We start from the raw sequence: 24196 nt of genomic DNA, 5'->3' as shown, positions 1-24196 counted from the left end.
CGCAGCGGCCCCAGTGCTTGCCTAGCGTCGCACCAGCGCCGGCACGGCGCGCACATAGATCAACTCACTCACCAGTTCCACCAATGTCTGGGTAATCACCGCCGCCGCCGCTAGCGTGCGGATCGACTCCGGCAACGCCAACGCCAGCGGCAGCACCACCAGCGAATTGCGCGTGGCGGCACTGAAGGTCACGGCCCGGGCCTCGCCTGTGGACAACTTCACCAGCCGCGCCGCGACCACCCCAAGCAGCGGCGCCAGCAGTGCGAAGCCGACATACACCGGCAGCACCGGCAACAGGTCGTTTAGGCGCCTGGCAACCACGCCGATCTGCGAACCGATCACCGCGACCAGCACCAGCGCCATGGCCGGCACCGGCAGCCAGGCCCAGGCGTCGTTCCACTGCGCCACCCGCGCCGAGCGCCGCGCGCCGGCACTGGTGGCGACCGCCAGCAACAGCGGCAGCATGATCAGCAGCACGAAGGCTTCGATGAACGGCGCCACGGAAATCTCGACATCAGCAGCGCCACCGAGCATCAGCGCCAGGTACAACGGCAGCAATGCCAGTTGCACCAGCAGCAGCACCGGCGTGGCGGCCAGGGTCAGGCGCGAGTCACCCTTGCCGATATGGGTGAACACCACCACGTAGTCGATGCACGGCGTCAGCAGTACCAGCAAGGCACCGACCAGCACCGCCGGATGATCGACCAGCCCGCGGGTAATGGCCCATACCAGCACTGGCACCAGCACGAAGTTGGCCAGCAGCAGCGCGCCCATGAATCGCCGGTTGCCCAGGCCCGCGCGCAGGTCGAGGAAGGGAATCTGCAGGAACATCGCGTACATCAGCACGGCGATGGCAGGTGTCACCAGCGCCTCCAGCGGTTGGCCAACGCTGGGTGCAAGCAGGCCGATGGCGGCGGCGAGCACCACGGCGATCAAGTAAAGGGGGATCTGATGGCGTTCGAGTTGATCTCTGTCCACGGATGGCTCGGTTTTTCCGACTGAATTACTAGGTGGGGCAGGGTACTATCTGGCGCAGTCCATAGGGAGTGATTCGATGCGAATTCTAGTGGTGGGTGCGAGCAAGGGATTGGGCAAGGCATTGGTCGAGGGCCTGGGTGACGCAGGCGATACGCTGATCGGCGTGTCGCGTACCCGGCCGGCGTCGTTGACGGGCGCGCTGCACTGGATCGAGGCTGACCTCGGCCAGCCGCGCCAGGCCGCGGCGATGATCCATGAGGCGGTGGCGGACGGTGGGCTGGACGTGCTGGTGTACAACGTCGGCATCTGGGAGGCGCGGGCCTTCGAGGAGGACTATAGCTTCCTCGACGATGACGATGGGCAGATCGAGCGCATGGTCGGCACCAACATCACCGCCCCGCTGCTGTTGATCAAGCGCCTGCTGCCGCTACTGCTCGAGAGCGAACGGCCACGGATCATCCTCACCGGCTCCACATCGGGGGTGCCAGGCAGTGGTCGCCCAGAAGTCACCTTCGGCGCCAGCAAGTTCGGCCTGCGCGGCATTGCCGAGACACTGCGTGAAGGCTTCCGCGACCAAGGCCTGGGCGTGAGTTGCCTGAACCTCGGCTACCTGAATACCGAAGATGGACTGGACGTGCCCTTGGCGCAAGCCGAACAGCGCGGCGAGGGGACGCTGATCCCGCTGCACGACGTGGTCCAGGTGTGCCGGATGATGCTGAGCCTGTCGTCGGCCAGCTACGTGCGCGACATCACCTTGCCCGCGCTGCGTGATGAGCGTTTCTGAGGTGAACTTCGAACGACAGGTGCAGACCCTTGTCTGCAATGACCCCGTGCGCTGGCCGCTGCTAGCGCTGGTGCGCGATCTTGGCGTGGCGGATGCCTGGATCGGCGCGGGTTTCGTGCGCAATGCCGTGTGGGACCATCTGCATGGGCGGGCCATGACCGCGCCGCAAGGGGATGTGGATGTGCTGTGGTTCGATCCGGCGCGCATGGATCGGGCCGAGGACCTGCGGCTGGAGGCGCAGTTGCAGGCCTGGGCGCCGGAGGTGTTGTGGTCGGTGAAGAACCAGGCGCGCATGCACCTGCGTCACGGGCAGGCGCCTTATGCCTCGACCGGCGATGCCATGCGCTACTGGGCGGAAGTCGCCACGGCGGTGGCGGTGCGGCGCACCGCCGATGACCAGTGCGAGGTGCTGGCACCGCTGGGGCTGGACGATCTGTTCGGCCTGCGGCTGCGTTCCACGCCGGGCAAGGCCGAGGCGATGGCCGCGCGGGCGCGGGAGAAGGGCTGGTTGCAGCGCTGGCCAAGGTTGCGCTTGCTCGGTTGACAAGCCCGGCAGGGGAACCTGCCGGGCTTGGCGTGTGGCCGCGACCGATCAGCGCTCGATGGCCAGCGCCACGCCCTGGCCGCCACCGATGCACAGGGTTGCCAGGCCCTTCTTGGCATCGCGCTTGATCATCTCGTGCAGCAGGGTCACCAGTACCCGGCAGCCCGACGCGCCGATCGGGTGGCCCAGGGCGATGGCACCGCCATTGACGTTGACCTTCGCCGCATCCCACTCCAGCTGCTTGCCCACCGCCAGTGCCTGGGCGGCAAAGGCTTCGTTGGCTTCGATCAGGTCCAGGTCGGCGAGCTGCCAGCCGGCCTTGGCCAGGCAACGCTGGGTCGCCGACACCGGGCCGATGCCCATGACTGCCGGGTCCACGCCAGCGCTGGCGTAGCTGGCGATCTTCGCCAGCACCGGCAGGCCCAGGGCCTTGGCCTTGCTGGCGCTCATCAGCAGCACCGCGGCGGCGCCGTCGTTGAGGCTGGAGGCGTTGCCGGCGGTGACACTGCCGTCTTTCTTGAACGCGGCGCGCAGCTTGCCCAAGGATTCGGCGCTGGTGCCGGGGCGCGGTTGCTCATCGGTGTCGAATACCAGCGGCTCGCCTTTCTTTTGTGGGATGTGGATCGGGGTGATCTCATCCTTGAAGCGCCCGGCCTCGATGGCGGCCACCGCCTTGCGCTGCGACTCGGCGGCGAAGGCGTCCTGCTGTTCGCGGGTGAGGCTGTACTTGTCCACCAGGTTCTCGGCGGTGATGCCCATGTGGTAGTCGTTGAAGGCATCCCACAGGCCGTCGCTGATCATGCTGTCGACAAGCTGGCCGTGGCCCATGCGCTGGCCGGTGCGCGCCGAGGGCATCACGTAGGGGGCCAGGCTCATGCTCTCCTGGCCGCCGGCGATCACCACCTCGGCGTCGCCGCAGCGGATGGCCTGGGCGGCCAGGTGCAGGGCTTTCAGGCCCGAGCCGCAGACCTTGTTCAAGGTCAGGGCCGGGACTTCGTAGGGCAGGCCGGCCTTGACCGCGGCCTGGCGGGCGGGGTTCTGCCCGGCGCCGGCGGTGAGCACCTGGCCGAGGATCACTTCGTCGACCTGGGCCGGGTCCAGCTGGGTCTGGGCCAGCAGCTGGCGGATCACCGCGGCGCCTAGCTCGACGGCGGACACATTGGCCAGCGCCCCCTGGAAGCTGCCGATGGCAGTGCGGGTGGCGGCGACGATGACGACTTCGTTCATTGTTGTTCTCCGAATACGGGCGTGATTGGCACAGCATCGGTGCTGGGCGCTTATTTGGGAAGTTTGTTTTTCTTTGCCATTGATCCGAATTTCAAATGAATGAACGGCGGCAGGCCACGCCTTCCTGCCATGCGCTGGTGCTGAAGAGTGTGAGGTTTAGGGAGCCGGTGGTGCCTGGGTGGCGGCGCTCGCCTGAGGATCGGTGAAACCGGTGTCGCTCCTACAGGCGACCGCGATCCTCTGTAGGAGCGGCCTTGTGCCGCGAAAGGGCTGCAACGCAGCCCCTGTATTTGCAATCACACCGCCGGGCACTGGTTGGTCACGCAGTGAATCCCACCCCCACCCGCCGCAATCGCATCGATATCCAGCTGCACCACCTTGCGCCCCGGATACAGCTGCACCAGCAACGCCCGGGCCTTGTCGTCGGCACTGCGATCGCCAAACTGCGGCGCGATCACCGCGCCATTGATCACGAAGTAGTTGATGTACCCCGCAGCGAAGTCCGGGTTGCCCTTGCTGAATTTGTTGCGGCGCGGTTTCAACGGCGGCGACATCGTATGCACCTGCAGCTTGCGCCCATCGGCATCGGTGGCGTTGCGCAGGATCTCAAGGTGTTTGAGTGTCACCTCGTGGTCGTAGGAGTCCGGATCGTTGTCCAGGTTCGCCACCACCACGCCGGGCGCCGCGAAGCGCGCGTAGAAGTCCACATGGGCATCGGTGATGTCCTTGCCCTTGATGCCCGGCAGCCAGATGATCTTGCGCAGGCCCAGTCGTTCCTTGAGTTCCTCCTCGACCTGGGCCTTGCTCCAGCCTGGGTTGCGGTTGCTGTTGATCCAACTGCTCTCGGTCATGATCCCAGTGCCATGGCCATCCACCTCGATGCCGCCACCTTCGCCCACCAGCTCGCTGCGCTGGTACTGGGCGCCGGCCAGCTTGGCGACGCGGGTGGCCAATTTGGCGTCGTGACGGTGCTGCTGCTTGCCGCCCCAGCCGTTGAAGTTGAAGTCCACCGCGCCCAGCGCGCCATCGTCGTCGACTACGAAGTTGGCGCCGATGTCGCGCATCCAGATGTCGTCCAGCTCGGTTTCGACATAGGTGATGTTGTGGCTGCCGCATTCCTCCTCGGCAATGTCGCGTTCGCTGGCGCGGCAGAACACTGTCACCGGCTGGTAGACGGCAATGGCCCGGGCGATACGGCCAAGGGCGGCCTGGACGTCTTCGGTGAAGTCCTCCCAGATGGCGTCCTGGGCGCCGAAGGCGATGTAGGCGCACTGCTGTTTTTCACCCTCGTCGGGCATGAACCAGCGGCCCGCCTCGGCGGCGCGGGCGCTGCCCAGGGGCAGGCCGAAGCTGGCGGCGGCGCTTACGCCGGCGACCACGCTCAGCTGTTGAAGGAAGGTGCGGCGAGTGGGCATGGGGTCAGTCCTGTGCGGTCTTGAAACGGGTCCAGACACGCATGCGCGCGCGCATGTCGGCCTGGGGGATGTCCTTGCCCGGGATCAAGCGGGTGAAGGTGGCATCGCTGAGGTAGATGTCCGGGTTGTCACGCAGGCGCGCGTCCACCTGCGAGCGGGCCTTGGCACTGGCAGTGGGGTAGCCGGTGAAGTTGCTGATCGCGGCCATGTTCTCCGGGCGCATGACGAAGTTGATGAAACGATAGGCGTACTCCGGGTGCTTGGCATCGGCGGGGATGGCCATGGTGTCCATCCACACCGTGGTGCCTTCGCGAGGCACGCGGTACTGGAAGTCGATGGCCTTGCCCGCGGCTTCGGCGGTGCGCTGGGCCTGGATCACGTCGCCGCTGTAGCCCAGCGACAGGCAGGTGTTGCCATTGACCAGCTCGGTGACCGGTTGCGACTGCAGCTTGCGCACGTACGGACGGATGCCCTTGAGCAGCTCGCTGGCGGCGGCCAGGTCTTCACGTTTGGCGCTGCGCGGTTCACGCCCCAGGTAGTGAAGCACCACGGCCAGCACTTCGTCGGGCGAGTCGATCATCGAGATGCCGCAGTCGGCGAACTTGGCCGCCAGCTCCGGTTTGAACAGCAGGTCGAGGCTGTCGAGCGGGGCGTCGGGCATGCGCTCGCGGATCTTCTTCGCGTCCATGGTCAGGCCGATGGTGCCCCAGGTGTAAGGCACGGTGGCTTGGCTGGCCTTGGGGTACTGGTCGTGCAGCTTGCGCAGGCTGGGGTCGATATCGTCCAGCGCGGTCAACTGGCTGCGGTCCAGCGGCTGCAGGCTGCCGGCGCGCATCAGCCGCTCGGCCACGGTGTCGCCAGGGAAGACCAGGTCGTAGCCGCTGCGCCCGGACATCAGCTTGGCCTCGAGCACCTCACTGCCGTCCATGACGTCGTAGATCACCGGGATGCCGGTTTCGGCGGTGAAGCGCTTGAGGGTGTCCTCGGCAAAATAGTCGGCCCAGTTGTACAGACGCAGGGCGTCCTGTTCGGCCTGGGCAACACTGGCGCAGGCCAGCAGGGCGGCGATGGCGAGCAGTTTCGATGGACAGCTTGGCATGGTTCAGGCCCTCGCGGTCTGTGGGGTACGGCCGTCAAGGGTCAGCAGCGGCGCATACATGTCGGGGCGGCGGTCGCGGTAGATGCCCCAGCTCAGGCGATCTTCGCGCATGTGCGCCAGGTCCAGGTCGTGCAGCCAGACGCCGCTGTTGTCACGGTCGGCCTCTTGCAGCATCGCGCCCTTGTGGTCGCAGATGAACGACGAGCCGTAGAAGCGCATGCTCAGGCTGTCATCGCTGCGCGCCACTTCATGGCCGACGCGGTTGGCGGCCACCACTGGCAGCAGGTTGGCGGCGGCATGGCCGCGCATGGCCATCTGCCAATGGTCGCGTGAATCCAGTTCGGCGGCGCCAGGTTCCGAGCCGATGGCAGTGGGGAACAGCAGCACTTCGGCGCCCATCAGCGCCAGGCAGCGGGCGGTCTCGGGGAACCACTGGTCCCAGCAGATGCCGATGCCCAGGCGCCCGAAGGCGGTGTCCCAGACCTTGAAGCCGGTGTCGCCGGGGCTGAAGTATTCCTTTTCCTGGTAGCCGATGGCGTTGGGGATGTGGGTCTTGCGGTACACGCCCAGCAGGCGCCCGTCGGCATCGGCCACGCTCAGCGAGTTGAAGAAGGCGTTACCGGCCCGTTCATACCAGCTAAGCGGCAGGACCACGCCCAGTTCCTTGGCCAGTGCGGCGAAGCGCTTGAGCAGCGGGCTATCGTGGTAGTCCTGGGCCAGGGCCTGGTGGCTGTGGCACTGCTCGATGCAGAAGTACGGGGTGGCGAACAGCTCCTGCAACAGGATCACCTGGGCACCCTTGGCCGCGGCCTGGCGCACCAGTTGTTCGGCGTGGTCGAGGTTGGCGGGTAGGTCCCAGCTACAGGCCATCTGCGTGGTGGCGATGCGCAGCGTGCTCATGGGCGCGCTCCCTGCCAGGCCGGCTGCTGCTGGGTGATGCAGTGGATGCCGCCACCGCCGTGGGCGATATGGTCGATGCGCACCGGTACCACTTCGCGACCGGGGAAGGCCAGGGCCAGTTGCTGCGCGGCGGCCTGGTCGGCGTCGATGCCGTAGGCCGGCATGATCACCGCGCCGTTGGCCAGGTAGAAGTTGGTGTACGAAGCGCAGAACACCTCTGCTTCGGTGTCCACGGCCGCCGTGGCCTCGAACAGGTCGAGCAGTTCGAACGAGCGGCCCTGGGCATCGGTGGCAAGCTCAAGAGCACGGCGGTTCTCGCGGGCCACTTCGGCATACACCGAGCCCTGGTCGTGGGTGGCGTCGACCAGCAGCACGCCGGGGCGGGCGAAGGCGCACACGCCATCGACATGGCCGTCGGTCATGTCGCCGGTGACGTACTGCGGGTCGCCCGGCAGCCAGATGGTCTTGCGGATGCCCAGCAGGCGGGCGAAGCAATCCTCGAAGTCAGCCTTGCTCAGGCCCGGGTTGCGGTTGGAGTTGAGCAGCACCGATTCGGTGGTGACCAGGGTGCCTTCGCCGTCGACATGGATGGCGCCGCCTTCGTTGCACAGCGCAGTGCTCAGGCCTTCCAGGCCAAGGTGATCGAGGATGCGCCGGGCCAGGCTGCGGTCCTTGCCGTGCTCGGACTTGCCGCCCCAGGCGTTGAAACGCCAGCTCAGGCCGGCCACGCCGTGTTGCGGGTGGGTCAGGAAGGTCGGGCCGCTATCGCGGCACCAGCTGTCGTCCACGTCCAGCTCGACCAGTTCGATACCGGCGCCGCACAGTTCGCGGGCGATGGCCATGGCCGAGGGATCGACCACCATTTTCACCGGCTCGAAGCGGGCGATGGCGGCCGCCACCCGGGCGTAGTCGCGCTGTACATCGGCCAGGGTCACGCCCCAGCCCGACTCCCACAGCGGCTGGTTGTGCGGCCAGATCATCCAGGTGGCGGCGTGGCGGGCCCATTCGGCAGGCATGTGCCAGCCGCTGTCGTGGGACAGGGTCATAGTGAACTCCGATCTATTAGGGATTTTTATCAACGAAGCCCGCCGTCGCGGGTGTTGAGGCCAATGTTATGGCTGGCAGGCTGGTGCGACAAACGATAGATTTAGCGCACTTCTGATCAGCAAGGCTTATCAGCATGCTCAAGCATTGGCCCCCACTCAACGCCCTGCGTGGCTTCGAAGCCGCCGCCCGCCTGGGTAGTTTCCACAAGGCCGCCGAGGCCCTGAACCTTACCCAGTCGGCAATCAGCCAGCAGATCCGCAGCCTGGAAAGCTACCTTGAGCAGCCGCTGTTCCATCGCAGCGGGCGCAGTGTCAGCCTCACCGACGCTGGGCACGATCTGCTCAGTACCACCCAGGCCATGCTGCAGCAGTTGGCGGTGGGTATTCGTCGGCTCGACCAGTACCGCAAGCCCAACCAGCTGGTGGTCAACACCACCCCGGCGTTCGCCCGTCACTGGCTGCTGCCGCGCCTGGGCGAATTTCACCAGCGCTGCCCGGAAGTGGACCTGTGGCTGTTCACCAGCTTCGAGGCGCCGGACATGGCCAGCGAGACCATCGACCTGGCGATCCGCGACGACATCGGCGCCCAGGCCGAATGCAGCTTCAGCGTGCTGCATCAGGACCTGCTGTACCCGGCCTGCCATCCGAACCTGCCCGAGCAAGGGCGCACCACCTTGCACGGCGAGCGGGAGATGGACTGGAGCCACTGGCAGCTGGAAGGCGGCGAGGATGTGGGGCAGCAGGGCAAAGGGCTGAATTTCTCCGACCCGGGTTTGCTGCTGGAGGCGGCGGGCGAGGGGCTGGGCATTGCCCTGGTCAGCCAGTTGCTGGCGCGGCGGCTGGTTGATGACGGGCGCTTGCGGCCCTTGTCGGCACTACGCGTGCGTGGGCCAGTATGGAGTTGCCTGGTGCATTGGGAAAGCCAGGAGGATCCGCTGGCGCGGCAGTTTCTGGGGTGGTTGCGCGAAGCCCTGCAGCCAGCGCCGCTCCTACAAAATGTTCGATGATTTTGAATCACCCCGTAATATGTGTCGGATATCCCACGAGGGTAGTCTCACCCTCTAGATCAAACGGCAGCACCCCGAATCCGGGCGCTGCCCCAGCCTAAACCTGACGAGGTACAGACATTGGCCATCATTCATCCCAAGGTTCGCGGTTTCATCTGCACCACGACTCACCCCAAGGGCTGCGAGCTCAACGTCCGTGACCAGATCGAAGCCACCCGCAAGCTGGGCGTGCGCGAGGATGGTCCGAAGAAAGTCCTGGTGATCGGCGCCTCCAGCGGCTACGGCCTGGCAGCGCGCATCACCGCGGCGTTCGGCTTCAAGGCCGACACCCTGGGCGTGTTCTTCGAAAAACCGGGCACCGAGACCAAGGCCGGCACCGCCGGCTGGTACAACGCCGCCGCCTTCGACAAGTTCGCCAAGGCCGAAGGCCTGTACAGCAAGTCGATCAACGGTGACGCTTTCTCCGACGAAGCCCGTGCCAAGGTCATCGAGCTGATCAAGAACGAAATGGGCGGCCAGGTCGACCTGGTCATCTACTCGCTGGCCTCGCCGGTGCGCAAGCTGCCGCAGACCGGTGAAGTGATCCGCTCGGCCCTGAAGCCGATCGGCCAGCCGTACAAGTCGACCGCCATCGACACCAACAAGGACACCATCATCGAGGCCAGCATCGAGCCGGCCACCGAGCAGGAAATCCAGGACACCGTCACCGTCATGGGCGGCCAGGACTGGGAGCTGTGGATCGACGCCCTTAACGCCGCCGGCGTGCTGGCGCCACAGGCCCGTACCGTGGCCTTCAGCTACATCGGCTCCGACATCACCTGGCCGATCTACTGGGACGGCGCCCTGGGCAAGGCCAAGCAGGACCTGGACGAAACCGCCCAGCGCCTGAGCAAGAAAGTCGGTGGCAGTGCCAACGTCGCGGTGCTCAAGTCGGTGGTTACCCAGGCCAGCTCGGCGATCCCGGTGATGCCGCTGTACCTGTCGATGGTGTTCAAGATCATGCAGGAGAAGGGTATCCACGAAGGTACCCAGCACCAGCTGGATCGCATGTTCCGTGAGCGCATGTACCGTGCGGACGGTGCGCCGGCGGCACTGGACGACGAAGGCCGCCTGCGTCTGGACGACTGGGAGCTGCGCGATGACGTGCAGGACGCCTGCCGTGCGATGTGGCCTAAAGTGACCACCGAGAACCTGTTCGAGCTGACCGACTACGCCGGTTACAAGAAGCAGTTCCTCAACCTGTTCGGCTTCGAGCGCGCTGACGTCAACTACGACGAAGACGTGGCCACCGACGTACGGTTCGACTGCGTCGAGCTGTAAGCAAGTCCTTGACCGCGCAGCCGTTCATGACGGCTGCGCGGTTCCCGCCGACGACTTGTTAATATTCTGAAACAAATCCCTCGCTGGCCCTTTGCCATGGCCACCCTCCGCCTGATCTATACCCCAGCTATTGGCCTGGCAATTTCGCTGGCGCCGAGGAGGGAGCAATGGGTGTACTGCAAAAACTACAAGAACGCATCCGCCAGAAGGGCCTCAAGCGCACCTTCAAGACTTTTTTCGAGCGCTACGTGTTTTTCCATTGGGAACTGCTGTGGATGGAGCGCGACCTGATCAGTCCGGTGCCGCCGCACAGCCTCAAGGCGCATGCGCCGGTCACCCTGGTGCAGATCACCACGGCCAATGCCGATGCCTTCGCCCGACATTTCGGCGACCGGGTCGAGACCATGCGCGAGCTGGCCGCCGAGGGCCATACCGGGCACATGTACCTGGATGAGCAGGGCGATGCCGTGGCATTCATCTGGGCCAGCGTGGTCGATTACCACGACAAGCATTACTACGGTTGCACCTTCCCGGTGAAACCCGGCGAGTTCTTCGAGTTCGGCGGCGAGATGACGCGGCCGTACTTTGGCAGCGAGCTGTCGGTGACGGCCCAGGTCGAGCTGTGGAACACCATGCGCGAGAAGGGCTGCCACAAGGTGGTGGACGTGGTGGAGACGCATAACGTGCCGGCGATGAAGCTGCACCTGCGCATGGGCTACCACGAGCAGGGGCGGGTGATGCACGTGTATGGGCTGTTCGGGCGCTGGAAGCTGTTCCGCGAGACCCGCTACGATGGCTCGCGCCTGGCGGTGCTGCGCAAGCCAGGCGTGGCGCGGGCCTTGCCGACCACCTGAGCCTGCCCCGCGATTACAGGCAAGGTTTTTTTTGCTAGCGTTGGCGCACGACAACAGCCCGTCCGCCAGCCTGGCGCGACGCCGCAGGGAGCGCGCCATGAGCAGCCTCACCCAACCCGCCTGTGCCTTTCGTCATGTCGCCGCCGACGGCTACAGCCTCGGCGGTTTCCGTTGGCGCCACGCCCAGCCTGATCCCCAGCGTCCGCTGGTGATCATCAACGCCGCCACCTCGGTGCGCTGCCGTTATTACTCACGGTTTGCCGACTACCTGTTCGCCCAGGGCTTCGATGTGCTTACCTACGACTACCGTGGCATCGGCGAATCGCGCCCGCCCTCGTTGCGCGGGTTCAAGGCATCGTGGAGCGACTGGGGCCGCCTGGATTTCGAGGCGATGCTGCAACTGGCCGTCGTCGAACACCCCGGCCAGCCCGTGCATGTGGTCGGCCACAGCTTCGGTGGCTGGGCACTGGGCCTGGCGCCTTCAGCGGCGCAGGTGCGCCACGCGGTGCTGGTGGGCGCCCAGTTCGCCTATTGGCGCGACTATGCGCGGGAACAGCGCTGGCGGCTGGTCGGCAAATGGCATGTGCTGATGCCGCTGCTGACCCGGCTGTTTGGCTATTTCCCCGGCAAGCGCCTGGGCTGGCTGGAGGACACCCCGGCGGGCGTGGTGAGTGACTGGAGCACGCCCACCCCGCGCTACGAGCAGCGGCCCAGTGGGCGTCTACTGTCGGCGGCGCCATTTGCCCAGGTGCAGGCGGCGACCCTGGCCATTAGCCTGACTGACGATCCGTTTGGCACGGTGGCGGCAACTGAGCGTTTGTTGGGGTATCTGCAAGCGGGCGAGCGGCGGCATCTGCGGGTGGCGCCTGTGGATATCTCGGTGGGGGAGATCGGGCATTTCGCGTTCTTTCACGATCGGTTTCGTGAAAGTCTGTGGCCGATTGCGCTGGAGTGGTTGCAGAGGGGGCGTCTTGCGGCTGAAACACCCGGCCAGCTCATCAGTTGATGTCCGGTTGGGGCCGCACAGCGGCCCCACCTGCTATCAGCCCAGGCGCGCAAGTGGCTGGGCGGTGAACTTCACCCCGGCCAGCCCATGCTTGATCAGCGCCCGGATATTGCCATGGTCGCTGCCCTCGGGCGTTGCTAGCACGCTACGGTAGTGCTCGCCGAAGGCCAGCAGCGCCTCCTGGTCGCTCAACCCTTCGAGCAGCGCCAGGCCCAGGGTCTTGCATGAGCCTTCGTTCTGCCCGGCGGCGTTGTGCACGTCGCCATTGTCGAAGGCCTGGGGCTGGTAGCTGTAGTTCGCGGCGATAAAGGCCAGGGTATCGGCAAAAACGTGTTCGCCGCTGGCGAGGCCATTGCGCAGGGTGGTCAGGTCAGTCACGGGGTTTTCCTTGTTCGAACGCCGCCTGTTGTTCGGCGCTGGCTTCTTTCTGGTGCTGGGCTTTCCACTCGGCATAGGGCATGCCGTACACCTGCTCACGGGCATCGTCCAGGCTCAGCTCGATCTGGCGATCGTCGGCGGCGGCCTTGAGCCACTTGGACAGGCAGTTGCGGCAGAAGCCGGAGAGGTTCATCAGGTCGATGTTCTGCACGTCGGTGCGCTTTTGCAGGTGGTCGACCAGGCGCCGGAACGCGGCGGCTTCGAGTTCGAGCTGTTGTTGCGGGGTCATGGGCAGGCCTCTCAGGTCATGCGGTTCTTCAGATGGCGGCCACCGTTGATGACCAGCTGGCTGCCGGTGCTGTACTGGCTTTCGAGCAGGAACAGCACGGCATCGATCAGCGGGCGGGCGCCGGGTTCGAATTCGAGCAGGGCTTTTTTCAGCGTCTGCTGGCGGTACTGTTCGTCGCCGCCTTCCTTGAGGATCAGCAGGCCGGGCAGGATACCGTTGACGCGCACCCTGGGCGCGTACTTTTCGGCGAACGACAGCACCATGTTCTGCAGCGCGGCCTTGGTCGCGGCGTAGCCGATATGGCTCTTGCTGCCACGGGACGAGGTTTCGTCGCAGATGTGGATGATGTCGGCCTTGTCGACCTTGTTCAACAGCTCGCCCAGGGCCAGGTTGAGGTGGTAGGGCGCCTCGACGTGCAGGCGGAACATGGTCTCGAGGTTGTCCAGGCCGTCGTCGAGCCACAACGAGGCGTTGTGAATGATCGCGCGCAGGCCGTCGTATTCACGTTGCAGGTGGTCGATCAGGGCCTGGCGGTCTTCGGCGCGGGTGAGGTCGGCCTGGAACTGGCGGATGTTCGGGTGGGCCACCTGCGCCAGCTGGGTCCGGCTGGCGTTGACCACCGTATGGCCGGCCTGGGCCAGCTCCAGGGCCAGGGCCAGGCCGACGCGCTGGCTGGCGCCGGTGATGAGGATTGGGCTGTTCATGTTCGGGCGGTCTGTTCGTCTGTGCGTGCGTGATGCCCCAGCATACCCGAACTCAACCGCCTTGCGAGCCTTGGCCTCAGCGGCTGCGCAGGCCCTGCGGGCGCTCGTCGACGGTGCGCGGCGCGGCGTTCAGCCAAGGGGCCAGCAGGCGGGTGGACAGCGGGATGAACAGGTAGACCATCAGCGGTGTCAGGGCCAGGGTGCTGAGCAGCACACGGGGCACCAGGTCGAGCGGCGCCAGCCAGTGGCCGAACAACAAGTTGAACAGCAAGGACACCGGGAAGAACGCCAGCCAGATGGCCGTGGCCTGCTTCCAGCGTGGCGGTTTTTGCACCGGATTGGTGCCAAACCAGTCGTCGATACCGCTGACGCGCCTCTCTTTGGGGCGCTCGAACAGGCCGTCGCCGCGTTGCAGCCAGGCGCGACGGGAGGCGGAGTGCTCCCAGGCGTGCAGGGTCTGTTCGTTGGTGAAGCGGAAGATGATCTGGAACTCATCGCCCTCGGCCGGTGGCGCGAGGATGCCCGAGCCGAGATAGCCGGGGAAGTCGGTGGCCAGTTGCTCGCCTTCGTGCAGCCAGGCCAGCAGGTCCTGGTAGCGGCCATGGGCGGCGCGGCGCGACACCATCAGGGTGACGGGGGTAGACATCGTGTATCTCCTGGCGACGGGGCTGGCGGGTAGCCGGCCCCTTGGCGTGCGGCCCGGGGTGGTGGGCGGCGCAGGCATGCATGCAAGAATCGGGCGCGGATTATCGCCGATCGATCATGACCGGTCAGTTTCAACCGCCAGGTGGTCGTCAGAGTACGCTGGGGGCCTGGGCGTGCAGCTCGGGGTGGGCTTGGCGGTGGGCTTGGAGAATGTACTCGCGCAGGCGCTCGACCTCTTCGGCCGGGGTCTGGGTCAGGTCGTAGGCGGCTAGTCGCGGGCCGATGCGTCGGCGCAAGGTGCCGTGCAGGCCGATGGGCGGGATGTCCTCGGCGGCGAAGCGCAGGTCGAATTGCGCAGGCGCCTTGGCGCCGCCGCGCACCTCCAGCAGCACGCCCTTGAAGGAAATGTCGCGTACCCACAGGTCGCTGGCCTGGCCGTGGTCGTCCAGCAGCGCCGCCGGCTGCTCCAGCGACAGGCGCCAGGGCCGCAGCATCGGGCCGTCTTCGTAGATGTCTGGCGAGCCCAGTTGCAGGTGCAAGGCGTGGAATTCGTCCTCGACCAGTTGCAGGGGGAAGCTCAGTTGCTGGTTGTTGAAGCTGGCCTGCAGCGTCACCTGCTCGTTGGCCACCAGGCGGGTGAGCAAGTCCTTGAGACGACGGTCGCCGTTGACCAGCAGGCTCGACATCGGGTCGGCCAGGTTCAGCTGGGGCGAATGCTGCATGTCCTGGATGAAATCCAGCTCGTCCTGGGAGAGGAGGGCGTCTGCTTGCATGGTCGAACTCGAAGGGGCGATCGATAAGGGCGATTTCTTCACGGCGGTGGACACTGGCCAATACGCTTCGTTCCGGCCATTCGTCGGCGGGCAATGCATCCGGACGAATGCCTGTGACTTTGGCCGTAGGCGGCCTTTTGCCACTGTCGAGTGCTAGTATCCTACGTTTTCACTCAGTTTCGGAATCCCGCTCGATGAAAGTCGCCATTATTTCCGGTTCGGTGTATGGCACCGCCGAAGAAGTCGCTCGCCATGCCGAATCCTTGCTCAAGGCCGCGGGCCTCGAGGCCTGGCACGCCGCCCGCGCCACCCTGCAGGATATCGAGGGTTTTGCCCCGGACGCCTTGTTGGCGGTGACCTCGACCACGGGCATGGGTGAATTGCCCGACAGCCTGATGCCGCTGTACAGCACCATTCGCGACGTGCTGCCGGCCGCTTGGCGCGGGTTGCCGGGGGCGGTGATCGGCTTGGGCGATTCCAGCTATGGCGACACCTACTGCGGCGGCGGCGAGCAGATGCGCGAACTGTTTGCCGAGCTGGGGGTGCGCGAGGTGCTGCCGATGCTGCGCCTGGACGCCAGCGAGACCGTGACCCCGGAGACCGATGCCGAGCCGTGGCTGGGCGAATTGGTGGCGACGCTCAAGGGCTGAGGTCGGTACCCGCTCCCATCGCGTTGCCAGGTTCGCCGGCAAGCCGGCTCCTACAGGGATGGGCGTGTTTCAGCCAAGAGCGCCAGCCACGCCTGCGCCGCCCGTGACAGGTAGGCCCCGCGCCGCCAGATGAAGGCGATGTCCCAGCGCAGGTAATCCGGCGCCCGCAGCGGCAGGCGCACCACCCCGGGGCGCTCCAGCGCGCGGGCGACGATGGCCGGCAGCAGCACCACGCCTTGCCCGGCCGCCACTAGCGCTGCGAGAAAGTCCGCCTGGCCACTGCGCCCGCCTTCCTTGGGCGTGAACCCCACCTGTTGGCAGGCGCTGAGCAAGCGGTCATTGAGCACGAAGCTGCGCTGATAGAGCAAAAACGGCGTGTCGGCCAGTTGCGCCAGCGCCACCTCTGCTTGCCCGGCCAGGGCATGCGCCGCCGGCAGCAAAACCTCCAGTGGCTCGTTGCAAAATGGCTGGTAGTCGAACGCTGGGTCGCTCGGGGTCAGGCTGCCACCGAGCTCAAGCTCGCCGCTTTTCACCGCCTGCTCGACCATCCGGCTGCCACCTTCGAGCAACTGGATCGAGATGTTCGGGTAGCGGCGCCGATACTCGGCGAACAAACCGGCGAACAGGGCGTCACTGCCCAGCAGTGGCAGGCCCAGGCGCAGTTCGCCACGGGCTAGGTGGCTAAGGTCATCCAGCTCGTTGAGCAGTTCCTGGCGCTGGCGCAGCAAGGCTTCGCCGCGCTCCACGACGATCCGCCCGGCGGCGGTCAGGTGCAGTTGCGAGCCCTGGCGCTCCAGCAAGGGGTAGCCGATGTCCTGTTCCAGCTGGGCTACCTGCTTGCTCACCGCCGACTGGCTGATATGCAGGGCGCCCGCCGCCTGGGTGAAGCCGCCGCGATGAACGACCTCGATGAAGCTGCGCAGTTGTTTGAATTCCATGGGCTGGATTCCGTTTTGGAATGGCTTCCAGTCTAACAATTCGCTTCTGGCCTGGGAGGTCGACTTTTACAATGGGCACGTTGTCGAGGAACCCCCGCCCATGAATCCTGCATTACTGAAGAAAACCCTGCGCCTGCTCGCTGAGCTGGTGGCGCTGTTGGCGCTGTTCCTGATCGGCGGCCAACTCGCCGCCTGGCTTGGCTGGCCAATCCCCGGTGGCGTGATGGGCCTGGCGCTGTTGCTGCTGCTGTTCGCCAGCGGCGTGCTCAAGCCGGCCATGCTGCAACTCGGTGCCGGTTGGCTGATGGCCGAGATGCTGCTGTTCTTCATCCCCGCGCTGATGAGCCTGCTCGATTATGGCAGCCTGTTGCGTAGCGAAGGCTGGCGCATCCTGCTGGTGATCGCCGTGAGCACCTTGCTGGTGATGGTGGTCACCGCTGTGACCGTCGAGCTGGTGTGCCGCTGGAGCTTGCGTCATGAGCCTTGAACCGATGCCGTTGTTCTGGCTGGCGCTGACCCTGGCCGCTTATCTTGGCAGCCGCTGGCTTTACCGGCGCAGCGGGCGCTACCTGCTGTCGCCGTTGATCCTGGTACCGGCGCTGCTGTTGGCGGTGGCGGTGCCGCTGCATACCGCCTACGCCGAATACGCCCGCAACACCCACTGGCTGATGGGCGTACTGGGCCCGGTGACAGTAGCCTTCGCCGTGCCGATCTGGCAGCAGCGGGCATTGCTGGCGCGGCATTGGCCGGCGCTGCTGGTGGGCATGCTGGCTGGCAGCGTGGTGTCGATCGGCAGTTCCTGGGCCCTGGCCCACCTGCTGGCGCTGGACGAGGCGGTCAGCCTGTCGCTGGTGCCGCGCTCGATCACCACGCCGTTCGCCATGCCGGTGGCGCAGGACCTGGGCGGCGTGCCGGAACTGACCGCCGTGTTCGTGATGTTCACCGGTGTGCTCGGGGCGATGTTCGGCGGCATCCTGCTGCGCTGGCTGCCGCTGCGCACGCCGCTGGCGCGGGGTGCGCTGTTTGGTGTGGGCGCCCACGGCGCGGGCGTCAGCCGGGCGCGGGAGGTCGGCCGTGAGGAGGGCTCGGTGGCCGGGCTGGTGATGGTCCTGACTGGGTTGCTCAACTTGTTCGCCGCGCCCCTGCTGGTGATGCTGCTCTGACCGTTCGTGCCACTGACTCGCTCGGTCATCAGGCTGGCTGCCAAGGCGACCTATCACCTTCGTATTGGCTTCTAGACTCAGCCTCGACATGAAGAGCACATGCATGTGCCGAGGTGCCAACCATGAACGCAACCTTGCCCTGTATCGAACACCACTGCGCGGGACGATCGTGATGCCACTGGCCGAGATTCCATTGTGCGTCTGGCGCACCCGCAGCCAAGGTTTCACCTTCCGCGGCCAGAGCATCCGTTACTGGACGGCAGGGCAGGGAGAGCCCCTGCTATTACTGCATGGTTTCCCCACCGCCAGTTGGGATTGGCACTATCTGTGGGGGCCGCTCACCCAGCGGTTTCGCGTGATCGCCTGCGACATGCTCGGTTTCGGCGATTCGGCGAAACCGGCCGACCACGACTACAGCCTGCTGGAGCAGGCCGACCTGCAGCAGGCGTTGCTGGCGCACCTGCGCATCGACCAGCCGGTGCATGTGCTGGCCCATGATTATGGCGGCAGCGTCGCCCAGGAACTGCTGGCGCGCCACTATGAACAACGCCTGGCCGTGGCCAGTTGCGTGTTCCTCAACAGCGGGCTGTTCCCCGAAAGCTGCCGGGTGCTGCTGATCCAGAAACTGCTGCTCAGCCGCGTCGGCTGGCTGGTGGGGCGCTCGTTCGGCCGCGACGACCTGGTGCGCAACGTCACCCAGGTCTATGGCCCCTGCACCCACCCCAGCGAAAGCGCGCTGGACGACTACTGGAGCCTGATCGCCTCGAACCGTGGCCCGCGCATCCTGCACAAGCTGATCGCCTTCCTGCCCGAGCGCCGCGCGCAGCGCGAGCGCTGGGTGGCGGCGATGCAGGGCGGGGGCGTGCCGCTGCGTTTCATCAATGGCGCGGTCGACCCGCTGTCCGGGGCGCACATGGTCGAGCGCTACCGCCAGGTGGTGCCAGCCCCGGATACCGTGCTGCTGCAGGGCATCGGCCATTACCCGCATACCGAGGCGCCGGTGCAGGTGCTGCGGCACTACCTGGCCTTTCGTGAGCAACCCATGAGTTATGTGCCGCTGAAGGTCGCCTGGTCGTGAGCGGGTGATCATCGCCGGGCGTTATCGCCCGGCATTCGCCAGGGTGGGCTTGATTGCCCGGCCCGGGCGGCGGGCGGAGACTGTGCAGCATCCTTTCTGTGCCTGGAGCCTTGAGCATGAGCGAGCCGGTGAACCTGCAAGACCGAGTGGTGATCGTTACGGGGGCTGGCGGTGGCCTGGGCCGGGCCCATGCACTGCTGTTCGCCGCCCATGGTGCGCGGGTGGTGGTCAACGACCTGGGCGGCAGCACCCATGGCGAGGGTGCCAATGCCTCGGCGGCCGACCGCGTGGTGGAGGAAATCCGCGCCGCCGGCGGCACGGCGGTGGCCAACCACGATTCGGTCACCGACGGCGCGCGTATCGTCGAGCAGGCCCTGGACAGCTTCGGCCGGGTCGATGTGCTGGTGAACAATGCCGGCATCCTGCGCGACAAGACCTTCCACAAGATGGACGACAGCGACTGGGAGCTGGTCTACCGGGTGCATGTGGAGGGCGCCTACAAGGTCACTCATGCCGCCTGGCCACACCTGCGCGAACAACATTGGGGGCGGGTGATCTTCACCTCGTCGACTTCGGGTATCTACGGCAACTTCGGCCAGGCCAACTATGGCATGGCCAAGCTCGGCCTGTATGGGTTGACCCGCACCCTGGCGATCGAGGGGCGCAAGTACGGGGTGCTGGTCAATGCCATTGCCCCCACAGGTGGCACGCGCATGACCGAAGGCTTGATTGCGCCGCAGGTGTTCGAGCGGTTGCGCCCGGAGCTGATCAGCCCGCTGGTGGTGTATCTGGGCAGCGACCAGTGCCAGGACACGGGGGAGTTGTACGAGGTGGGCGGTGGCTGGGTCGGCAAGGTGCGCTGGGAGCGCAGCCAGGGCGTGGGCTTCGACCCGCGCGAAGGCTTCACCCCCGAGCAGGTGGCGGACAACTGGTCGCGAATCGGCGATTTCGATGGGGCGCAGCATCCGCAGGACAGCTTGCAGGCCATGCAGCAGATGATGGCGAACCTGCAGAAGTATCCGTTGGGTTGATGCATGCACGGCGCTGAACCCTGCGCCGATTTTGCGAATCCTGCACTAATAAAAAAGGCCGCTGCATCCGCAGCGGCCAATCGAGACGTTAGATCAAGGAGCTTCAAAATCAACGTCGGTGAACCTTGGTGGCTCGAAAGGCGGGGGGGAGAGCCCTTCGTGCCGAACCAACGAGGTAAGAATAGGCACATTGTTCTGCGGGAAAAATACCTGCTTTTGACATTCTCTGTTACATCAACCGTGATAATCCCCAAGGTTTTCCGCGTTCACCGACGCGTTGTTCGTGGTTCCTTCCTAGGGGAGTGTAGGTTCCTGCGCGAGCCTTTCCATCCGCTCTGGGTTTTCTGATTTCTGCACTGTGCAATTTCTTACATTGCATTGAGATAGAAGTCATGAGTTCACATTTCCCCCTTGCCGTCCCTTCTGCCGTTTCGCCGGTCGCTGATCAACAGGTGCTGAGTGCATTTATCGTCTTGACCCTGTTGCTACAGGCGCGAATGGCCCTGGCGCCGGGGCTGCCACCGCGTGATGCGCCTATTGACGAGCCCGCGCGCTGGCTGGATGACCAATGGCAGTCGGCCGCTGACCAGTGGTGGGGGCAGGAGTCTGCAGGGGTAGCTGAACAACTGCGAGCGTTGTTGACGCTGCAGGTACGTGCCCGCGCCCTGCGCCGGGGCGCCCCGAGAGCTGACATAGAGGCCTTGCTGCCGGATGCTGATCCGTCGGTCGCGTCTGTTTCTCTGGTGACAGACGCGGGTGAGGAGGTACCTGTGCCGGGCTTCCTCGCGCTGCGCCACAGCCAGTTCGATGATGAGGAACCGTTTATTCTCCATGGCGTGGGGGCGTCGGTCTGGTTCGATACGCTTCCACGCATGGCTGACTCGCTGCTCGCCTACCTGCGCACTGACGGTTGCTGGCAGCAGGCGCTCTCTGAGCAAGCGCGCGGGGTGTTAGCGCACGCTGATGCCGTCGAGCTGAGGTTGACGCCGTTGGCGGTGCCCCTCGAGACCTTCCTGGTCGACGCGATGCGCTGGTTGCAACGCCAGTTGGTCATCAAGGCCCTGGCGGCCGAGCAAACAGGTGAAGCCGCTGTGACCCTCGACGCCTGGTTCGAGCAATTGCAGGGGAGTGTGGTTGAGGTCATGGGCGCGTTGCGCACGGATCTGTCGCCGGATTGGTTGCGCAACCTGTCGCACGCCGAGGCCGAGCAGCTCGCGTCGCTCGCGCAAGCGGTGGGCGAGGCTGAGGCGCAGTTGGCCCAGCAATCGGGGACTGGCGATTTCCATGACTATGCCGGTCGTCGTATCGGCCTTTGGTTGACCGATCAAGGTTTTCCAGCGTTGGCAGCCGATGATGTGCAATTGCATATCACCCATGACTTCACCCCGGATGCGCCGCTGCAAGTGGTGTCACTGCTCGAGTGGGTCTGTGGTGGTGCCTACCACGGTGAGCGCTTGAGCGTGACGATCCAGCATGAGGAGTTGCGTGGTGCCCTGGGGCAGGGTGGCGTCTCGACGCTTGCCGATGAGCTGCAGCTACAACAGGGTTACGTCGAGCAGGTCGAGCAAGCCTATGCAAGCGATTGGATCAAGCACCTATTGGGCAAGGCGCTGCAGGCAAGGCTGCAACTTGCCTGGCAGGCCGCGGACTTCCAGGGCATCGACCGCCGGGCCATCGCCTTGTTCGAGCAGGCTATGCAGCCGTCCTATGCGGGCACGGTCAATGTGGCATGGTTGGCCATCAATGGTGAAATGCTGCTGACCGATCACCTGTATCTGTATAACGACGATATCCATGTGCTGTATGCACCGGGGTCGCCGGCGGGCGATGTCCAGGCGTTCAACTCTTGCGGGCAATTGAGTTTCGCACTGGGCGCACTGACCGCGACCCCGAATGGGCGCGACTACCTTGTCGAGCATGTCCAGCACGCCCAGCGCCCGGCGTTGACCCGGTATCTGCGGCAGATTGCCAGGCTGCCGCAAGAATGGTCCCACGAGACGATCACTGTGCATGCGCGAGACATTGAGGGTTGGGAGCAACTGCTCCAGCATTGGACGGACCTGAGGGTGCTGAAGATTGTCGACGATCTTGAACCCGTTCGACCGCCGGTGCGCGGCAAGCCGGACGAGGCCCTGCAACGACGCGTTGTGGATCTCGATCACGAACTGCGCGTGCTCATGACCGATTATCAGGTGGTTGCCGAGGTCCAGACCTTCATGGCCTATGCCCGTGACCAAGTCAGCGAGCGCATCAACCGCTACCCAGGCAACCCAGGCGGGTGGATCGATGCCGATACCGTGCTGGTCGAGTTGGAGGATGGCGTACGCCAGTCGTTGACCCACGTGGTGGCCACTGGATACCCGGCAGATTTCAACTTCAAGGATTTCGCCCGGATCTCTTCCAGCGTTGGCCAGGACTTGTCGCACTTGGATGTCCAGGCCATCGATGGCTACATCCGCGCCGCCAAGTTGGGTGAGGGCTACTGTGCCATGATTCGCCGCAGTTACCTCGACCCAGAGGGGGACGCTCAATCCAGGCCTTTGGCGCTACACCGCCATATTACGGGCATGAAAATTCAACGGGATAGTCTGCTGGCGCTGCAGAGCGGGCGCCTTAGCAGCGCGCATGCCGGCTGGCTGACACCGGTCTGCATGCGTTTTCACCAGGGCAGCTTCGTTGAGGACTGCCGCCTGGCTGAGCTGAAAATCAATGGTGCCGGCGTGGTCGGTGGGTACCTGCTGCAATCGTCACAGGCCCAGGGCACATTGATCTATCTCAGCGATGGGCCGCAAGGCGGCTACCTGTACACGGTCGGTGATTTCGTCGAGCAATGGCGTGGCGACGCCATGCAGGAGTGGGTCTACGAACACGTCACGGTTGATGATGAACTGCTGATCCGCGAATTGAACGAGGATGTGCGCAATGATGACGTCGACGATGACTCGGGCGAGACGGGGGACTTCAGAATCGTCCAGTCGTTGCAAGTGCTGTACAACATCCGCGACCTGTCGGTAGCCTTGCGCCAGCGCATCAAGCGCCTGTTGGCTGAGGCGCAACGTGACGCCTACAGTGCGGCGAGGCGCATTACCCAGGAAGTGTTGTGGCTGGTCGGCCTGGTGGCGGATGTCGTATCCTTGGCCTTCCCGCCCGCGCGTGTCGTGTTGGGCTTCATCAAGGCTGGGGTCGGGTTCTACAATAGCCTCGTGGCGCTACGCGATGGCGACAAGACCGTGGCCCTGCTCGCGCTGCTCAAAGGCGTCGGCAACCTGCCAGGGCTCACCGACGTGCTGAAGGTCTACGGTAACCGGCTATTCGACCAAGGCAGCAAACTCTGGTCGTCCCTGTTCCCCGGGCCTTCATCCACGCTGAGTCTATGGCTCAAGCAGCAATACCAGACGCTCAAGACGATGTACGAGAAGCATGATGTGTTGCTGGATGCCGGACGCCTCCCGACCAAGCAGCTTTATGGTGAATTCAAGCAAGAGCTGAAGTGGTTCACGCAATTGTCTGTTAACCAGCAGCACCAGGTGCGCCTCATGCATTGAAGTGAGGTACGAGCAGCGGTAATGGGCTGTTGAACCGATCAGGACGCTGCCTCATGCCCCATCCGCCTGCTGACAGCCCCTGTCGCCGCCAGCAGGCGTTGCGCTGCCGGCCCTTGCTCGTCGGCATGGAAGATCGACGTCGGCCCGACCACGGTCATCACCGCGGCGACCTGGCCCATGGCGTTGAAGATGGGCGCGGACAACGCATCCACCCCAGGCATCAGCAAACCATGCACATGGTGCAGGCCGCGCTGGCGGATCTGCGCAAGCAATGGCGTATAGGCATCGGCGCCGTGCTTCAGCGCCGCCAGTTCCCGATCGCGCAGCTCCACGGTTTCCCGCTCTGGCAGGTGCGCGGCGAACACCAACCCGGTGGACGAACTGAGCAGTGGCAGCACCGAGCCGATCTGGGTCACCACCGTCACCGCGCGCACCGCCGGTTCGATGCTGACCACGGTCGCACCCTGGTTACCCCATACCGCGATGAAGCAGCTTTCGTTGAGCTCGTCACGCAGCTGCGACAGTGGCAATGCCGCGACCTTGAGCACATCGATGCTGCCCAGCGCCGCCATGCCTACCCGCAATGCCTCGCGGCCCAGTCCGTAGTGATTGGTGGCCGGGTCCTGCTCGGCGAAGCCGCTGGCGATCAGTGCCTGCAGGTAGCGGTGGACCTTGCTCGCCGGCATCTGTACATGCTCGGCCAGGCGCGACAGCGAGGTGGACGGGGAGAGCTCGGCCAGGGCCTTGAGGATGTCGGTGCCGACTTCCGCCGAACGGACCTTTTGTTTGCCGTTGTCGGCGCTGCTGCTGGCTTTGGCCATG

25 protein-coding genes are annotated in these 24196 nt (G+C 65.1%); 12 read left to right on the top strand and 13 right to left on the bottom strand.

Features of this window, described 5'->3' with window-relative positions; genetic code table 11:
* Positions 1-21: 21 nt before the first annotated feature.
* Positions 22-978 carry an arsenic resistance protein gene (locus ACODS5_RS08780; RefSeq protein WP_489108418.1) on the bottom strand — a complete coding sequence of 319 codons (957 nt, stop codon included), beginning with the start codon at positions 976-978 and terminating at the stop codon, positions 22-24.
* Between the two features lie 76 nt (positions 979-1054).
* Between ACODS5_RS08780 and ACODS5_RS08775 the strand changes: the two genes are divergently transcribed.
* Entirely contained in the window at positions 1055-1762 is a 708-nt protein-coding gene (locus tag ACODS5_RS08775) for an SDR family oxidoreductase (RefSeq protein ID WP_489108417.1), read from the top strand.
* 1 nt (position 1763) lies between these two features.
* Positions 1764-2306 carry a nucleotidyltransferase family protein gene (locus ACODS5_RS08770; RefSeq protein WP_256660258.1) on the top strand — a complete coding sequence of 181 codons (543 nt, stop codon included), beginning with the start codon at positions 1764-1766 and terminating at the stop codon, positions 2304-2306.
* 48 nt (positions 2307-2354) lie between these two features.
* Here the strand turns inward: ACODS5_RS08770 and ACODS5_RS08765 are convergent, their stop codons facing one another.
* The 5 genes from ACODS5_RS08765 to ACODS5_RS08745 form a co-directional block, all read right to left on the bottom strand.
* Positions 2355-3533, bottom strand: coding sequence for an acetyl-CoA C-acetyltransferase (locus tag ACODS5_RS08765; protein ID WP_489108416.1), 1179 nt, complete (start codon positions 3531-3533; stop codon positions 2355-2357).
* A gap of 296 nt (positions 3534-3829) precedes the next feature.
* Positions 3830-4948 (bottom strand): agmatine deiminase family protein, encoded by a 1119-nt coding sequence (locus tag ACODS5_RS08760; protein WP_489108415.1) that lies wholly within the window; start codon positions 4946-4948, stop codon positions 3830-3832.
* Between the two features lie 4 nt (positions 4949-4952).
* Entirely contained in the window at positions 4953-6047 is a 1095-nt protein-coding gene (locus ACODS5_RS08755) for an extracellular solute-binding protein (protein ID WP_489108414.1), read from the bottom strand.
* Positions 6048-6050: 3 nt separating this feature from the next.
* Positions 6051-6947 (bottom strand): N-carbamoylputrescine amidase, encoded by an 897-nt coding sequence (gene aguB / locus ACODS5_RS08750; protein ID WP_489108413.1) that lies wholly within the window; start codon positions 6945-6947, stop codon positions 6051-6053.
* Complete coding sequence (locus tag ACODS5_RS08745; protein WP_134691245.1) at positions 6944-7993, bottom strand: agmatine deiminase family protein; 1050 nt, start codon at positions 7991-7993, stop codon at positions 6944-6946. The genes aguB and ACODS5_RS08745 overlap by 4 nt, the downstream gene beginning before the upstream one ends.
* Positions 7994-8127: 134 nt before the next feature.
* Here ACODS5_RS08745 and ACODS5_RS08740 point away from each other — a divergent pair, with 134 nt between their 5' ends.
* The 4 genes from ACODS5_RS08740 to ACODS5_RS08725 all read left to right on the top strand — a co-directional run bounded on the left by ACODS5_RS08740 (position 8128) and on the right by ACODS5_RS08725 (position 12180).
* Positions 8128-9000 (top strand): LysR family transcriptional regulator, encoded by an 873-nt coding sequence (locus ACODS5_RS08740; protein ID WP_489108412.1) that lies wholly within the window; start codon positions 8128-8130, stop codon positions 8998-9000.
* A gap of 120 nt (positions 9001-9120) precedes the next feature.
* Positions 9121-10320 carry an enoyl-ACP reductase FabV gene (gene fabV / locus ACODS5_RS08735; protein WP_134691241.1) on the top strand — a complete coding sequence of 400 codons (1200 nt, stop codon included), beginning with the start codon at positions 9121-9123 and terminating at the stop codon, positions 10318-10320.
* Between the two features lie 167 nt (positions 10321-10487).
* Positions 10488-11174, top strand: a complete 687-nt coding sequence (locus ACODS5_RS08730) for a GNAT family N-acetyltransferase (RefSeq protein ID WP_489108411.1) — start codon at positions 10488-10490, stop codon at positions 11172-11174.
* A 97-nt stretch (positions 11175-11271) separates the two neighbouring features.
* Entirely contained in the window at positions 11272-12180 is a 909-nt protein-coding gene (locus ACODS5_RS08725) for an alpha/beta hydrolase family protein (protein WP_489108410.1), read from the top strand.
* A gap of 36 nt (positions 12181-12216) precedes the next feature.
* Here ACODS5_RS08725 and ACODS5_RS08720 read toward each other — a convergent pair whose 3' ends face one another.
* The 5 genes from ACODS5_RS08720 to ACODS5_RS08700 all read right to left on the bottom strand — a co-directional run bounded on the left by ACODS5_RS08720 (position 12217) and on the right by ACODS5_RS08700 (position 14969).
* The gene (locus ACODS5_RS08720; RefSeq protein WP_134691235.1) at positions 12217-12558 is read right to left on the bottom strand and encodes a HopJ type III effector protein; all 342 of its coding nucleotides are present in this window, start codon (positions 12556-12558) and stop codon (positions 12217-12219) included.
* Complete coding sequence (locus ACODS5_RS08715) at positions 12551-12847, bottom strand: DUF1244 domain-containing protein (RefSeq protein WP_050706872.1); 297 nt, start codon at positions 12845-12847, stop codon at positions 12551-12553. Before ACODS5_RS08715 ends, ACODS5_RS08720 begins: the two co-directional genes overlap by 8 nt.
* A gap of 11 nt (positions 12848-12858) precedes the next feature.
* Positions 12859-13551, bottom strand: a complete 693-nt coding sequence (gene folM, locus ACODS5_RS08710; protein WP_134691233.1) for a dihydromonapterin reductase — start codon at positions 13549-13551, stop codon at positions 12859-12861.
* Between the two features lie 76 nt (positions 13552-13627).
* Entirely contained in the window at positions 13628-14197 is a 570-nt protein-coding gene (locus ACODS5_RS08705) for a putative antibiotic biosynthesis monooxygenase (RefSeq protein ID WP_134691231.1), read from the bottom strand.
* A gap of 148 nt (positions 14198-14345) precedes the next feature.
* Positions 14346-14969: a hypothetical protein gene (locus ACODS5_RS08700; protein WP_489108409.1), complete on the bottom strand. Its 624-nt coding sequence runs from the start codon at positions 14967-14969 to the stop codon at positions 14346-14348.
* Positions 14970-15163: 194 nt separating this feature from the next.
* Between ACODS5_RS08700 and ACODS5_RS08695 the strand changes: the two genes are divergently transcribed.
* Entirely contained in the window at positions 15164-15619 is a 456-nt protein-coding gene (locus ACODS5_RS08695; RefSeq protein WP_134691227.1) for a flavodoxin, read from the top strand.
* Between the two features lie 50 nt (positions 15620-15669).
* Here ACODS5_RS08695 and ACODS5_RS08690 read toward each other — a convergent pair whose 3' ends face one another.
* The gene (locus tag ACODS5_RS08690) at positions 15670-16557 is read right to left on the bottom strand and encodes a LysR family transcriptional regulator (protein ID WP_134691225.1); all 888 of its coding nucleotides are present in this window, start codon (positions 16555-16557) and stop codon (positions 15670-15672) included.
* Positions 16558-16657: 100 nt separating this feature from the next.
* Between ACODS5_RS08690 and ACODS5_RS08685 the strand changes: the two genes are divergently transcribed.
* The 5 genes from ACODS5_RS08685 to ACODS5_RS08665 all read left to right on the top strand — a co-directional run bounded on the left by ACODS5_RS08685 (position 16658) and on the right by ACODS5_RS08665 (position 23374).
* The gene (locus ACODS5_RS08685; RefSeq protein WP_134691223.1) at positions 16658-17044 is read left to right on the top strand and encodes a CidA/LrgA family protein; all 387 of its coding nucleotides are present in this window, start codon (positions 16658-16660) and stop codon (positions 17042-17044) included.
* Positions 17034-17720, top strand: a complete 687-nt coding sequence (locus ACODS5_RS08680; RefSeq protein WP_134691221.1) for an LrgB family protein — start codon at positions 17034-17036, stop codon at positions 17718-17720. Before ACODS5_RS08685 ends, ACODS5_RS08680 begins: the two co-directional genes overlap by 11 nt.
* Positions 17721-17892: 172 nt before the next feature.
* Positions 17893-18798 (top strand): alpha/beta fold hydrolase, encoded by a 906-nt coding sequence (locus ACODS5_RS08675; RefSeq protein ID WP_134691273.1) that lies wholly within the window; start codon positions 17893-17895, stop codon positions 18796-18798.
* Between the two features lie 116 nt (positions 18799-18914).
* A complete protein-coding gene (locus ACODS5_RS08670; RefSeq protein WP_489108408.1) occupies positions 18915-19829 on the top strand; it encodes an SDR family oxidoreductase in 915 nt (304 codons plus the stop codon).
* Positions 19830-20221: 392 nt separating this feature from the next.
* Positions 20222-23374, top strand: coding sequence for a hypothetical protein (locus ACODS5_RS08665; RefSeq protein WP_489108407.1), 3153 nt, complete (start codon positions 20222-20224; stop codon positions 23372-23374).
* Between the two features lie 38 nt (positions 23375-23412).
* Here the strand turns inward: ACODS5_RS08665 and ACODS5_RS08660 are convergent, their stop codons facing one another.
* Positions 23413-24195, bottom strand: a complete 783-nt coding sequence (locus ACODS5_RS08660) for an IclR family transcriptional regulator (protein ID WP_134691215.1) — start codon at positions 24193-24195, stop codon at positions 23413-23415.
* Position 24196 lies beyond the last annotated feature (1 nt).

Source organism: Pseudomonas sp. FG47, from assembly GCF_057809115.1.
This window is presented reverse-complemented; position numbering and strand designations above follow the sequence as displayed.

What these genes read in the sequence shown, in the direction of transcription:
- ACODS5_RS08775 (WP_489108417.1), top strand. Translation starts at nt 1,055, where the DNA reads ATGCGAATTCTAGTGGTGGGTGCGAGCAAGGGATTGGGCAAGGCATTG.
- ACODS5_RS08765 (WP_489108416.1), bottom strand. Translation starts at nt 3,533, where the DNA reads ATGAACGAAGTCGTCATCGTCGCCGCCACCCGCACTGCCATCGGCAGC.
- ACODS5_RS08760 (WP_489108415.1), bottom strand. Translation starts at nt 4,948, where the DNA reads ATGCCCACTCGCCGCACCTTCCTTCAACAGCTGAGCGTGGTCGCCGGC.
- ACODS5_RS08755 (WP_489108414.1), bottom strand. Translation starts at nt 6,047, where the DNA reads ATGCCAAGCTGTCCATCGAAACTGCTCGCCATCGCCGCCCTGCTGGCC.
- aguB (WP_489108413.1), bottom strand. Translation starts at nt 6,947, where the DNA reads ATGAGCACGCTGCGCATCGCCACCACGCAGATGGCCTGTAGCTGGGAC.
- ACODS5_RS08745 (WP_134691245.1), bottom strand. Translation starts at nt 7,993, where the DNA reads ATGACCCTGTCCCACGACAGCGGCTGGCACATGCCTGCCGAATGGGCC.
- ACODS5_RS08740 (WP_489108412.1), top strand. Translation starts at nt 8,128, where the DNA reads ATGCTCAAGCATTGGCCCCCACTCAACGCCCTGCGTGGCTTCGAAGCC.
- ACODS5_RS08730 (WP_489108411.1), top strand. Translation starts at nt 10,488, where the DNA reads ATGGGTGTACTGCAAAAACTACAAGAACGCATCCGCCAGAAGGGCCTC.
- ACODS5_RS08725 (WP_489108410.1), top strand. Translation starts at nt 11,272, where the DNA reads ATGAGCAGCCTCACCCAACCCGCCTGTGCCTTTCGTCATGTCGCCGCC.
- ACODS5_RS08715 (WP_050706872.1), bottom strand. Translation starts at nt 12,847, where the DNA reads ATGACCCCGCAACAACAGCTCGAACTCGAAGCCGCCGCGTTCCGGCGC.
- folM (WP_134691233.1), bottom strand. Translation starts at nt 13,551, where the DNA reads ATGAACAGCCCAATCCTCATCACCGGCGCCAGCCAGCGCGTCGGCCTG.
- ACODS5_RS08705 (WP_134691231.1), bottom strand. Translation starts at nt 14,197, where the DNA reads ATGTCTACCCCCGTCACCCTGATGGTGTCGCGCCGCGCCGCCCATGGC.
- ACODS5_RS08700 (WP_489108409.1), bottom strand. Translation starts at nt 14,969, where the DNA reads ATGCAAGCAGACGCCCTCCTCTCCCAGGACGAGCTGGATTTCATCCAG.
- ACODS5_RS08695 (WP_134691227.1), top strand. Translation starts at nt 15,164, where the DNA reads ATGAAAGTCGCCATTATTTCCGGTTCGGTGTATGGCACCGCCGAAGAA.
- ACODS5_RS08690 (WP_134691225.1), bottom strand. Translation starts at nt 16,557, where the DNA reads ATGGAATTCAAACAACTGCGCAGCTTCATCGAGGTCGTTCATCGCGGC.
- ACODS5_RS08685 (WP_134691223.1), top strand. Translation starts at nt 16,658, where the DNA reads ATGAATCCTGCATTACTGAAGAAAACCCTGCGCCTGCTCGCTGAGCTG.
- ACODS5_RS08680 (WP_134691221.1), top strand. Translation starts at nt 17,034, where the DNA reads ATGAGCCTTGAACCGATGCCGTTGTTCTGGCTGGCGCTGACCCTGGCC.
- ACODS5_RS08675 (WP_134691273.1), top strand. Translation starts at nt 17,893, where the DNA reads ATGCCACTGGCCGAGATTCCATTGTGCGTCTGGCGCACCCGCAGCCAA.
- ACODS5_RS08670 (WP_489108408.1), top strand. Translation starts at nt 18,915, where the DNA reads ATGAGCGAGCCGGTGAACCTGCAAGACCGAGTGGTGATCGTTACGGGG.
- ACODS5_RS08665 (WP_489108407.1), top strand. Translation starts at nt 20,222, where the DNA reads ATGAGTTCACATTTCCCCCTTGCCGTCCCTTCTGCCGTTTCGCCGGTC.
- ACODS5_RS08660 (WP_134691215.1), bottom strand. Translation starts at nt 24,195, where the DNA reads ATGGCCAAAGCCAGCAGCAGCGCCGACAACGGCAAACAAAAGGTCCGT.